Source organism: Janibacter zhangyanbonis, from assembly GCF_050507325.1.
Lineage (GTDB): Bacteria > Actinomycetota > Actinomycetes > Actinomycetales > Dermatophilaceae > Janibacter.
In genome coordinates, this window is the sequence record NZ_CP191481.1 from 1,668,922 (window position 1) to 1,682,265 (window position 13,344).

The 13,344-nt window shown below is 63.2% G+C and carries 7 protein-coding genes; all 7 read left to right on the plus strand.

The genetic code is table 11. The annotated features are described in order from the left end of the window. Positions 1-31 precede the first annotated feature (31 nt). The 7 genes from mobF (at position 32) to ACQBJO_RS08175 (ending at position 13,311) form a co-directional block, all read left to right on the plus strand. Positions 32-3,580: a MobF family relaxase gene (mobF, locus tag ACQBJO_RS08145; protein ID WP_421009185.1), complete on the plus strand. Its 3,549-nt coding sequence runs from the start codon at positions 32-34 to the stop codon at positions 3,578-3,580. Between the two features lie 270 nt (positions 3,581-3,850). Then, positions 3,851-4,897: a hypothetical protein gene (locus ACQBJO_RS08150; protein WP_421009186.1), complete on the plus strand. Its 1,047-nt coding sequence runs from the start codon at positions 3,851-3,853 to the stop codon at positions 4,895-4,897. A 173-nt stretch (positions 4,898-5,070) separates the two neighbouring features. Next, positions 5,071-5,415 (plus strand): sulfate permease, encoded by a 345-nt coding sequence (locus ACQBJO_RS08155; RefSeq protein WP_421009187.1) that lies wholly within the window; start codon positions 5,071-5,073, stop codon positions 5,413-5,415. A 136-nt stretch (positions 5,416-5,551) separates the two neighbouring features. Continuing rightward, a complete protein-coding gene (locus tag ACQBJO_RS08160; RefSeq protein WP_421009188.1) occupies positions 5,552-6,508 on the plus strand; it encodes an AAA family ATPase in 957 nt (318 codons plus the stop codon). 119 nt (positions 6,509-6,627) lie between these two features. After that, on the plus strand, positions 6,628-9,123 hold the full coding sequence (locus ACQBJO_RS08165) for a S8 family peptidase (protein ID WP_421009189.1): 2,496 nt from the start codon (positions 6,628-6,630) through the stop codon (positions 9,121-9,123). A gap of 93 nt (positions 9,124-9,216) precedes the next feature. After that, on the plus strand, positions 9,217-11,892 hold the full coding sequence (locus ACQBJO_RS08170) for a hypothetical protein (protein ID WP_421009190.1): 2,676 nt from the start codon (positions 9,217-9,219) through the stop codon (positions 11,890-11,892). Positions 11,893-11,961: 69 nt separating this feature from the next. After that, on the plus strand, positions 11,962-13,311 hold the full coding sequence (locus ACQBJO_RS08175; RefSeq protein ID WP_234993782.1) for an ISL3 family transposase: 1,350 nt from the start codon (positions 11,962-11,964) through the stop codon (positions 13,309-13,311). Positions 13,312-13,344 lie beyond the last annotated feature (33 nt).

A 13,344-nucleotide genomic window follows, 5' to 3' on the forward strand; every position in this document is an offset into this window, starting at 1 on the left:
CTGGTGGTAGCTTCGCGACCACCTGACCGGCATGACGGTCTCGATGCGCGTGATGTCTGCCGGCGACGGCTACAAGTACCTTCTGCGATCCGTCGCTGCCGGTGATGGTGACCGTTCCCTCTCGACGCCGTTGACGCGGTACTACGCCGAGGCAGGGAACCCGCCCGGTCACTGGCTCGGTTCCGGGCTCTCGGCGCTTGGGAGTGGCGAGCTCTACGATGGTGCGCAGGTGAGTGAGGCGCAGCTTCAGCTTCTGATCGGTATGGGCCACGACCCGATCACCGAGGCTTCGTTGGGGCGGGCGTATCAGCAGTTCGCGTCGGTCAGCGAGCGGATCGAGACCCGAACCAAAGCCCTGCCTGTTGATCTGGGGCCGTCCGCACGGGCGGAGCAGATCGTGCAGATCGAAGCCGAAGAGGCCGAGCGTGGCACGCGGCGTGCGGTGGCGGGGTTCGATTACACGTTCAGCGTCCCGAAGTCCGTCTCCGCGCTCTGGGCTGTCGCCGATGCCGGGACGCAGGCGCTGATCGCAGACGCGCATCACGCGGCGGTTGCAGAGCTGGTTGCGTTCATGGAGCGCGAGGTTGCATCGACCAGGGTGGGTGCAACTGGCCCCGACGGGGCGGTTGCACACGTCGATGTCGCAGGCGTCGCCGCCGCAGCGTTCGATCACTACGACTCCCGGGCTGGTGATCCGCAGTTGCATACCCATGTCGTGGTGAGTAACAAGGTCTTCACCGTGCAGGACGGGAAGTGGCGGACGCTGGCAGGGCGGCCGATGCATCAGGCGGTGGTGGCGATCTCGGAGATGTACAACGCGGTCCTCGCCGATCAGCTCACCCGCACCCTCGGCCTGACCTGGGAAGCCCGAGATCGCGGACGCGACCGGAGCCCCGCGTGGGAAATCACCGGCGTCCCACAAGAACTGATCGACGAGTTCTCCACCCGAACTAGGCACATCGAGGAGGAGAAGGAACGACTCATCGCCGATTACGTCGCTCAGCACGGTAAGCAACCCACCGCCACGACCGTCCTGAAACTCCGCGCCCAAGCAACCCTCGCCACTCGCCCCGAGAAAGAGATCCACTCACTCGCCGAACTCACCACCGACTGGCGCGGCCGCGCTCGCCGCATCCTCGGCCAGGACGCAACCGGCTGGGCACGCGAGCTCGCCACAAATGCATCCGTGCTGGTGCTGCGCGCCGACGACGTACCCCTGGAAATGATCGGTGAGATCGGGCTGGCGGTGATGGAGGCGGTCGGTGAGCGGCGCTCGACGTGGCAGCGCTGGAATCTGCACGCCGAGGCATCCCGGCAGTTGATGGGATGGCGGTTCGCCACGATGCAGGATCGGGAGGCGATCACCGGGATGGTCGCCGACGCTGCCCAACAAGCATCCCTGCGTCTGTCGCCGCCGGATCTTGCGTCGAGCCCGGTGCTGTTTCAACGGGCGGATGGGTCGAGCAGATTCCGGCCCGCGCACGCCAACATTTACTCATCAAAAACCCTCCTCGACGCCGAAGACCGTCTCCTGGAAAGATCCCGCACCACCACAGCACCCACCGTGGCGTTGGAGACAGTCGAAAAGGTCACCACTCATCCGGATCGGCAGGGTCGGGTACTCAGCGACGACCAAGCCGCAGCCCTCACCGCGATCGCCGTCTCCGGCCGCCAGATCGATGTTCTCGTCGGCGCCGCCGGGGCGGGGAAGACCACCGCTATGTCCGCCTTGCGGCAGGCATGGGAGACCGAACACGGACGAGGTTCTGTCGTTGGCCTCGCACCGTCTGCGGTCGCTGCTGCGGTGCTGGCGGAGGACCTCGGGATCGCGACCGAGAACACAGCGAAATGGTGGAGCAACCACACCCTCCACGGCACCACCTTCCAAGCCGGTCAGCTCGTCATCGTCGACGAAGCCTCCCTCGCCGGAACCATCTCCCTCGACCACATCACCGATGCAGCGGCGCGGGCGGGGGCGAAGGTGCTGCTGGTCGGTGATTACGCCCAGCTCCAATCCGTCGACGCCGGCGGCGCGTTCAACCTCCTCGTCTCCGACCGTGACGATGCGCCCGAGCTGGTCGATATTCACCGGTTCACGAACGAGTGGGAGAAGACCGCCTCCTTGAGCCTGCGGCACGGACGCACCGACATCATCGACACCTACCTCGACCACCAACGAATCCACGACGGCGACGCCGACACCATCACCGACGCTGCTTATGTGGCTTGGCGAGCCGACACCCAGAACGGACGTGCGTCGATCCTGATCGCCGAGACGAACGAGACCGTCACCGCCCTGAACAACCGGGCCCGTGCTGACCTCATCATCGACGGCACCATCACCCCAGTGAAGGAGATCGAACTGCACGATGGCAGCACCGCCTCCGTCGGCGACACGGTCATCACTCGTCGTAACGACCGGAGGCTCCGCAACCGACACACCTGGGTCCGCAACGGCGACCGCTGGCAGATCACCAACGTCCGAGACGACGGCTCCATCACCATCCGTCCCCACGGACGCCGGTTCGGAGGTGCGATCATCCTGCCAGCCGCGTACGCCTCAGAATTTTTGGATCTCGGATACGCAGTCACCGCGCACAGGGCGCAAGGCGTCACCACCGACACCGCCCACACTGTCGTGACGGCAACGACGACGCGGGAGAACTTCTACGTCGCCATGACCCGCGGCCGCCACGCCAACCACGCCTACGTCGTCACCGACCAGCCCGACCACGACCATCGGCATCCGCACCCCAGCGACAACACCGACGCCACCGCGAGGTCTGTCCTCTATGGAGTGCTCCAGCATGTCGGTGCCGAGCTCTCCGCCCACGAGAGCATCACTGCGGAGCAGGAACGGTGGGGCTCGATCGCGCAGCTCGCGGCCGAGTACGAAACCATCGCCCAAGCAGCCCAACACGACCGCTGGGCCGGGCTCCTTCGCGCATCCGGTCTCACTGACGAGCAGACCGATGATGTCCTGGCCTCCGACGCCTATGGTGCGCTGTCTGCCGAACTCCGACGTGCAGAAGCCAACCACCACAACATCGACGCCCTGCTTCCGCGCCTGATCCAGGCCCGGCCGCTCGGCGATGCCGACGATCTTGCCTCTGTCATCCATCACCGTGTCGAACGCGCTACCGCACGCCCCGCTGGCTCCGGGCGTACTCGCCGTGCGCCACGTCTGATCGCTGGGCTCGTCCCGGAGGCCACTGGCGCTATGACGCCAGAGATGCGGCGTGCGCTCGATGAACGACGAATGCTTATCGAGCAACGAGCCGTTTTCTGCCTCGACACCGCGGTGACCAACGCAGAGCCTTGGCTGACAGCCCTCGGCACGCCGCCCACAGAGCCTTGGGAGAGTGCGACTTGGCGGCAATGCGCGACGGTGATTGCTGCCTATCGCGACCGCTACGGCGTCACGACTACGTCAGCGCTTGGCGCAGCGGAATCGACCAGGCAGAAGATCGACGAGGCCCGCGCCCGGAATGCCTACGACCAACTACACGACTTGACTCGATCGCGTATGGAAGTTCCTTCTCGCCGCACGTCGTCAGGTGTTGCCCTCGGAGGCCTCTGATTCGCGCGTGGTGTCTACTGCGACACGGGCTCGTCAGGGCCGCGATGTCGGACCCCCTCGGTAGAATCGAGCTGTGATTCTCACCACCTATTAGCAGCGTCGGGAACGAGCTCCAACCTCGGAACCGGGATTGGAGATCAGACAGTGCAAGAGGACGAACCAGCATCCGAGCATCGCTCGGCTATCGCAAGCGAGTTGCGACGTATTCCCTCACGAGTACACCGACTCTTGGGGATACCCGACTGGCTGCCGGAAGCGCTCGATGTCGGAGTGGCCACGCTCCACGATCTGTTGGATGACTCCGAAGAACAAGACTGGGAGAGCCGGTTTGATCGGATCGTTGTTCGTATCGAGCAGTTCTTCCCCGACGGTGTTCCAGATGAGAGAGTCACGAAGTTCCTAGAGTTCAACGAATCTGAGCTCAAGACCAGAGTCGAGCGCTACGCCGCGCGGTACAAAGACGGAAACGGCAAGCGGTTCATGAACCGGCTCCTTGGAACCAAGACGTTTGACCGACTGAAGTCGGCTGTCGAACAAGACTGGTCCCTATTTCTTGTCGGATCGCGCCGTCTGCTTCGGGCCGCGATGCCGCTCGCGCAAGCCATTGAAGATGCCGTTCTTCCGCTTTCGGCGCAGGAACGCTCTAGCCTTGGCGCACTCACAGAAGCCCAGGCAGTGCTCCTGAACAGCGCGCTGCAGATCGATCAACAGATCGGCGCATTCTTCGATAAGCGCGACATGGACTTCATTGAGCTGAATCTTCCGATACGAGATGACGAAGCCACCACACTCGACATAGATGTGTCGGAGCTGTCCACGATGATGCGCGGGTTCCTCGACAATGAGGTCCAGCGCCGTGCAGCAGAACTCAGCGATGTTCTCGCACGAAAGCTCCGTGGGTTTGAGCACGCGCTTGCCAACTCTGACGATGGCGTCTCCCAGGCCGCGTCTAGCCTGGTTGAGTTCATCGACCGATTGTTGCGGATGTCCTTCACCACTCAAGAGGTGTTGACCTGGATCGACTCGAGCTTGCCCGATGACAAGACTCTCGTGTTCGAGCGAAACGGACAGCGAGTACCGACGAAACGTGGGACAGCGCTGTGCTTCGCATACGCAGGACAGCCTCCCATGGAGAACTCGACTCTGGAGCCGTTGGTCGCGCTGAGCCTCGTGAAAGTTCGGAACGCAGCAGAGAAGCTGAAGCATGCCGATGAAGGCACACCAGAAGAAGCGGAACAGCTACGACACTTGATGCAAGCCCTCCGGGGTGCGCTGATGTTCATCTTCCGATTCAGTTGGCAGCTTAATAGCCGGTGATGGTTATGACCGGCTCCGCGAGAAGTTCATGCAACACGCTGCTTAGAGGCTCTAAAGTGGATGACGAGGCGGCCTCTAAATATGTGCTGTCGCTCGTCGCGACAGTATGGCTCCACCGCTTGCGGGTGAGTCCTTCAAGGTTCTTGTCGCCGAGACCATGACAGGACTCCGCCATGCTCCGACTCATCTGGACCCTCAGCGTCCGCACCCGCAACTTCCTGCGCCGCTACATGCCCACCAACCGGCTCCTCGATGCGATCCGCACCCGCCGCGGACTCAAGTGGGGCGTCCCGGCGATGCTTCTCGCCATTCCGTACCTCCTCGGCGCAGCCGCCTTCCGAGATCTCATCGAAGACGGTGGGCCCGGATGGCTGCACCTCCTGGTTCTCCTGTGCATCTGGAACTCGATGAAGCTGACCATCATCGGACCCGTCAGCCTGGTTCTCCTGACCCATGCCCGCATCGGAGAGACACTCACCCGGCGGCGTGCTCGCCAGGCCAAGGCGGTGGACGCGTAATCCGAAATTGGCATCTGAGGCCCTCGACGCTTGTCCTGCCGCTAGCTGCATCTGTGTCGGTGCGCCTCGGTAGCCTCGGAGCTGTCAACGGTAAGATCGGACCAGATGACACCACACGCGGCTGAGGAGGCGGGACATGGCACGAGCGGACCTGCTCCTCGACCTCGTTGAGGCCGAACGTAGGGGCGATAAAGACCGATTCCGGGTGCTCGTTGAGGCTGTCATCGCCGAGGAGCGCGCCAACCAGCATCATCTCCTGGCGGATCGTCTCTCAGAGATCATCACCACAACTGGGCAGAGCCACGTCCGAGATGACAGGGCGGCAGCGATCCGTGACCTCGTCCAAGAGGTTGTTCCGACACGTCGGCTCAGCGACATCGAACTCGCCTCTGTACCCCAACGGGTCGTCACCGAGCTGATCGAAGAGCAGAAGCGGGCTGAGCTGCTACGCAGCTACGGGATCGAACCGCGAAATCGTCTTCTGCTGTCCGGGCCTCCGGGCAACGGAAAGACCAGCGTTGCTGAGGCGATCGCCGCCGAGCTGATGCTTCCGTTTTACGTCATCCGCTACGAGGGTGTTGTGTCGAGCTTCCTCGGTGAGACTGCCGCCCGGCTCGACAACGCTTTTGAGTTCGCCCGGACCCGGCGATGTGTTCTGTTCTTCGATGAGCTGGACACGATCGCGAAAGAACGGTCCGATGAACACGAGACTGGTGAAATCAAGCGGGTTGTATCGACGCTGCTGCTCCAGATCGATCGACTCCCTGCGCATGTGATCTTCGTTGGAGCGACTAACCACAGCGAGTTGCTTGATCGTGCTGCTTGGCGGCGTTTCCAGATTCGTGCGGAGCTTGACGCACCCAGCAGAGCACAGGCGACCAGGTTCTTGGAAAGTCTCGCAGTCAGGCTCGGCGGTGACCTTGGCTTCACGCCGCGCACATTGGCCGACAAGCTGGCTGGGGCCAGCTATGCCGAGCTGGAGGAGTTCGCTCTCGACGTGCGTCGTCGGGCCGTATTGGAGTTACCGGACAGCAACCTGCGTCGTATTGTGCAGGAACGTCTTGAACATAGGCGTGGTCAGGCAGCGGGGTGACCGCGGAGCGCAGGCCGCTCCTGGCATTCGGACCGCCAGTCATCGTTGATCGGCCCTCACAACCAAACCGGGACATGCCGCGTCTCACTAAGCCGGGTGCTCGGCGCCAGGGTGAGCGATTGTCTCCTCAGTTTCGCGAACTCACGGCGGCATTCGACGCCGAGCGGGCGCGACTCGCGGCGGACATGCCTGACGAGGTTGATCCCGAGTTAGTCGTCGTCTTCGACCTCGCAGGAAGTGTGAAGGACTTCCAGAACGCCATTAAGCGCATCGAAGGGCTGGAGTTCCTGTCTGAGCTTGTCGGCGACGAGGTCGATCCCGACGACGACTTCCATATGTCAGAGCGAGAGACAGGACGCACCGAAAAGTCGGTGAAGCATTCGCTATACCTTGTGATGTCGAACGCAAAGGCGATCGACGAGCTGGTGCGACTCTTCCGCAAGTGGCAGGAGAACCCGACTGCCTCCTTCGAGTATGGGCTGGGGAAATTCAAAGACGCCTTCCTGCAGTTGACAGCGATCCGGCGATGGAGCGCGGAAGACCGCATTCGAGAGACTGGACTGCGCGAGCGATGGCAAGAAACCCTCTCCATCGTCGGCCAATCGATCAGCGCCGTGAAAGTCGAGGTCGAACTCTGGCATCGGAGCGATCCGTCACAGCGAACAGCCGCCGAATCCCACGTGGAACAAGTCATCACCGCGAGCGGCGGTACCATCCTGGACCGCTCGCAGATCGGAGAGATCAGCTACCACGCCATCCTGGCGGAGCTGCCGATCCAGCAAGTCGAGGCCGTCCTCCGAGACGGAGCGACGGCTATCCGCCTCCTCACCACCGATGAGGTGATGTTCGTCAGCCCGTTCACTCCGATGAACGTTGCTCCAGCGACGCTGGACCCGGTCGCTGAGGTGCAACTTCCCATCGGCGAGCAAGTAGCAGGACTACCACGTGTCGCACTGCTGGACGGCATGCCATTCCAGAACCACGATGCGTTGGCGGGCCGACTCACGGTCGATGACCCCGACGGGATCGGCGAGGACTATGCGATGGCGGCCCGCCACCACGGGACGGCGATGGCATCGCTCATCATCCACGGTGACCTTTCCGCACCCGGTGAGCCATTGGATCGCAAGCTGTACGTTCGGCCGATCATGCGCCCACACGAGTTCCACACCGGGCATGAACAAGTCTTGCCGGACCGACTGCTACCCGACCTTCTGCACCGTGCGATCCGTCGCATGCAAGTGGGAGAATCCGGACGACCGGCGACTGCTCCGAGTGTTCGCGTCGTCAACCTCTCCATTGGCGCGCAAACGCGAGCGCTCACTCGACGGATGAGCCCAGTCGGTCGACTCCTGGATTGGCTCGCGAACGACTACAACTTGCTGTTCATCGTTAGCGCAGGCAATCACCACGACGCGATCTCGATTCCCGCAACTGACTCGCCTGATGTCGAGACGGTGCGGAAGGCCGCGACGCGCGCCGTTTACGAAACGAGTTTGCTCCGTGGCATCCTGCCGCCTGGTGATGCACTCAACTCGCTCACCGTCGGCGCAACTCATGAAGATGGATATGGTGACATTGAGCTCCCGGATACTGTCTGGGACATCACAAGTCCCAGAGCGCCGTCGCACTACAGCGCGACCGGTCCCGGTGTCGACCGCTCGATCAAGCCTGACGTCCATCACATCGGTGGACGAGCCGTCTACCTCCGGCCCGTTCACACGCCTGGCGAAGCGCAGACCACTCTGGAAATCGCTCCATCGGGAGTCACGGGACCGGGGCTCCAGGTCGCCAGCCCCGGTCGGGGAGGCGCGACGAACAGCACGGTCTTCACGTTTGGGACGAGCAATGCCACCGCCCTGGTCACTCGGGAGGCGAGCAGACTGTTCGACATCCTCGAATCCGGGACTGGCGATGCAGAGGACGCGCCTCTGCCCGACCCGCTTTACCACCCGTTGCTCGTGCGAGCCCTCCTCGCGCACGCAAGTAGCTGGGGCGAATGGGAGACGCGCCTACGTCGCGAACTCGGGCTCACGGGCCAAGACGTTCGACGCAAGCTGTCATTGTTGCTCGGCTACGGCAAGCTCGACACGGCACGGCTTGGCCGCGCGGCAACCAATCGCGCTGTGCTCATAGCAGGGGGCCTCATAGCGCGCGATCAGCGCCATACATATGAGCTTCCGCTTCCCCCGTCGCTGCGGTCGCGCTCTGCATGGCATCGCTTCACGATCACCCTCGCTTATGCCGCCCCCACAGCCGGTCAGCTCAAGCGCTACCGCGCGGCAAAGGTCTACTTCGCTACACCAGACACCCATCTTGCCGCAGGCGACCGCGTAGAGGGGGAACACTTCGCTGTGCGCCGCGGAAGCCTGCAACACGAACTCGTACAGGGCACTCAGGCAATGGTCTTCGGCGACGGTGCCGGATTCCCAATCCACATCGAGTGCATGGATGATGCGCAACGACTCCGCGCAGGCAATCGTGTCCGGTACGCGCTTGTCGTGTCCGTCGAAACTGCGGAAGAGGTTTCGACCACGATTCATGATGAAGTTCGCGCGCGGCTGCGCGAGCAGATACGGGATCGCGCGCGAGAGCGAGTCCGAGGGAATGGCTAATCTGAGCCTCCCTTATGTGGCTCGTATGGGAACTGCCGAGGCGTACATCGCAGTCAGTCTTCGATTCGACGGACTAGGCATAGGAATCGGATGATGACTGCAGACACCACTCAGGCGGTTGGAATGATCCGCTCGTTCGGCGCCTTCGCGGTTGTTGGCGCCGGGCTTTCTGCCGGTGGCTACCCGATGACGGCTCAGCTTCCCCCGCTTCTATGGCAGGCAATCGAGGACGTCCCGGAGGCGCTTATCGCGCTGCGCGAGAGAACCGGCATCGCGGGTAGCGCGAAGGAGGTCCTGAGCTCAGGTCGCAGCGCACTAGATGAAGGGTGGCGGCTGGTCCGAGCTTTCCCACTCGTCAGAACCGCTTTCCAGACAGCTTTCGCGGCGCTCGATGCTGATCGCGACCCGTCAAGTGCCCATTTCGATCTCGCCCGTCTCGTGAACAGTGGCCACATCGAGGGCGTGGTTTCGTTCAACTGGGACACCTGTGTAGAACGTGCCTACGAGCACATGTACGGCGTGGCGTTGCCAACAGGTGTGCTCCACAAGCCGCACGGCGATGCTGCTCATCCTGAGGACGATTGGGTCCTACCGGACGAAGACGGCGTGGTTTCGTCCGAAGTGCTCGATCACGTCGTCGCTTTATCGGATCGACCCCGAACACTCCTCGTACTCGGATACAGCGGAAGCGACGCAGCGGTCGTGGAGTCTTTGTTGGCACCATTGGAAGAGCGGTGGCCCGTTGTTCGAGTCGGACCGTCCGCAACCGGCGAAGGCGCAATCAGAAGCACAGCCGACACTGCTCTATCAGATGTCGCCTCCCAGCTCGTGCCACCGGACCCGCTGGCGGGTTGGAAGCACGTCACCTTCGCACGCAGTAGAAGTTTTCTCGCGGCACTGCGAGGAGAGAGACTTCGTCCTACGGATGTGAACGCATGCCCTGAGTTGCCGGCTGCGCCGAGGCTGGCTGAGCGGCTTTTGGCTTCGAGGTTTGCGACTCTTTCGGGGTCGAGCGGCACCGGAAAATCGGTGACGGCTTTTCATGCCGCACGTCGACTCAATCGCGATGGGTGGCAGGTAGTCGAGTTGAAACAGGCTGGAGTGGCGACCCCAGCAGACGTAGCGGAGTTGACGCGAATGCGGGGCCCCGTGCTTGCAGTCGTCGATGATGCCCAAGCTATTGATCGCAATGTGATCGCGGCCTTCGAGTCTTCTGTCGATGATGGTCATGCGGTGCTCTTGGTTTCGACGGAGCAGCTCGAACCGCGTGATGGCGAGATGCTCCTTGCCAATCAGGCAGTCGCTACGTTGCATGCGTACTGTCGCGCCAATCTGAACACGATTGGCCCATTAATGACTGAGCTTGACGATCGAGTCCGATGGTCGGCGTTCTCCGATACCCCCGAACAGCGCCTCGAGCTTGCGGCTCGCACGGCCACTGAGCCGTGGCTATACATGTTCGTTGCTTCCGGCGGCGAACGCCGCATCGTTGGCACGTTGGATCGCGCGGTTGAGAACATTGATGCCGCGCTGGTGTTCGCCTTCGTTTGCGTCGGACAGATGACCTCTCGCGACGCCGGTGTCACGCGAGGTGAACTCGACTCAACGGCAATGAAGATTGGAGGAGCGCGCTTCTCCTCTGACGGCGTGCTGGACACGGAACGCATTGATCGTGCGCTTCTCTTTCTGTCCAACTCAAGACTCGTTCGTGAGCAAGACGACCGTATACGCGCGTCGCATATTCGCATCGCTGAGCGTGCTCTTCAGAATTTGGGGCTCCGGGCCGAGTCAGGAATCGGAGCGATCGTGCGCGAATGCGTCCGGGCCGCCTTGCTCGACGTGCGGGTGGACGCGGCGGGTAAGTTTTGGCTTCTCCGAGTCTTCGATCGGATCGACACTTATAGATATCAATGGGCGAGTGCCCTCGTGGACGAGGAGGTCTCCGAGGCCCTGGTAGACCAGTGCCTCGGAGCATCTCCTGGCAGCGACCGCGGCGTCGCTCTCAACCTCGTGTGGACCTCTGAGTGGTTCCGCAAGTTGTCCGACCAGGCCGCCGAGGAGCTCGCAGACAGCATCATCGACTGGCTGCCGGCCATGACCTCGGAGGAAGCAAACGGATACAAATGGATGTTCAGCGGCTTGCGCTCAAGCCACGAGGCCGCTTACGAGCGCATCCGCAACTCGATTCCGGCATCGGTGATTGCTGAGCGAGTCTCTGTCGCAGGTAGTCGCCAGACAGCGATGGACTGGACACATATCATCCAGGAGTTGTGCACGGATTGGCGCACGGGGGATCTACTTGCGTGGAGCGCTGAGTTTGAACGCGGAATAGACGCAGGGGCGCTCAAGGAGTGGCTATCGATGCGAGACTCTCGATCCCATCCCTTCGAAATCTACGACTTTGTCGACGCGCTTGCTTCGATCTCCCCGCAGACGGCAGTGATCGTGTTTGACGTCTGCGCTGATGAGATACGCGAAGCAATGGAGCGCGACCTCGCAGACGCGGCCAGCAATTTTTCAGATTGGGTATTCGGCACGATGCTTATCGTCGCGATGCTTGCTGATGCTCCGTCGGCGAGCGATGCCGACGAGGAAGACGCCAAGCGCGAGCCGCACGAGTCAGATGGTGTTCGCGCGGCGTTCATGGAGGCTAAGGAGCCCGCGCTTCGCGAGCTCGCGGATGCTGTGCTCGTTGCGATGCAGAAGGTCGATTGGGGGCTCTTCACCGATGAGTGTGGGGTGAGCGCGACGCGCCGGGGCGTGGGGTAAGGGTGGAAAGGGTCGAGGCCCTCGAAGATCAGAGGACTCTTACCTCTCCTGATCGCAAGGACCTCGACGATGCCCGAGCCTACGTTGTGCTGCCGTGTGCGCGGCGGCTACTGCGACCGTTGCGACGTGCTCGTCGGACTACCCGGGCTGCATGTGATCGCTGTCGAGCAGCACGGTGACGACCGGTTGGTCGTGACGGTGGAGTCGGCTCCGGAGCCGATGGGATGCCGCTCCTGCGGGGTCATCGCCCGCGGCCACGGACGGGTGGAGGTGCGCCTGGTCGACGCGCCGGCGTTTGGCCGGCCGGTGCGGATCATCTGGCGCAAGCGCCGCTGGCTGTGCCTGGAGCCCGCGTGCGGGGTCGGCTCGTTCGTGGAGCAGGACGACGCTGTCGCGACGCCTCGCGGGTTGTTGACGGCCCGGGCGTGCCGGTGGGCGATCGAGCAGATCCGCCGCGAGCACGCCAGCGTCAACGGGGTACGGCGCCAGCTCGGGACAGGGTGGCGGACCGTGTGGGAGTCGATCCGGCCGCTGCTGCAGGCCGCAGCCGACGACGTGTCGCGCTTCGAGGGGGTCGCGATCCTCGGGGTCGATGAACATGTGTGGCATCACGTCTCGACCAAGCCGATCGAGGACGGCGGACGCGGCCCGAAGGAGCTGACCGGGATGGTCGACCTGACCCGTGATGCGGGCGGGCGCACCAGGGCCCGGCTGCTCGACCTCGTCCCGGGTCGCTCCGGCGCCGTGTACAAGGACTGGCTCGACCAGCGCGGCCAGGCCTTCCGAGCCCGGGTCGAGGTGGCCACGCTGGACCCGTTCCACGGGTACAAGAACGCGATCGACGACCAGCTCGAGGACGCCCGCTCGGTCCTGGACGCCTTCCACGTCGTCAAGCTCGCCACCGCCGTCGTCGACGACGTCCGCCGACGTGTCCAGCAGCAGATCCACGGCCACCGAGGCCGCAAGAACGACCCGCTGTACCGGATCCGCAACATCCTGCGCGCCGGCGCCGAGAACCTCACCGAGCGACAACGCGCCCGGCTCGAGGCGGCGTGGGCTGCCGACGAACGCCACCTCGAGGTCGAGGTCGCCTGGGTGTGCGCCCAGCAGGTCCGCTCCGCCTACCACCAGGCCACTCATGCTGCCGGGCGAGCGGTCGCCGAGAAGATCCTCGACACCTTCGCCTCATGCCCGATCCCCGAGGTCGCCCGCCTGGGCAAGACCCTGAACACCTGGCGCCGCGAGTTCCTCGGCTACTTCGACACCAACGGCGCCAACAACGGCGGCACCGAAGCCATCAACGGCCTCATTGAGCTCCACCGCCGCGTAGCCCGCGGCTTTCGCAACCGCGACAACTACCGCCTCCGCATGCTCCTCATCGGCGGCGGCCTCAACCTACGACCCCACACTCATCGGTGAAGAGCCCGATTGGGTGGCCGCCACGAGGTCGCT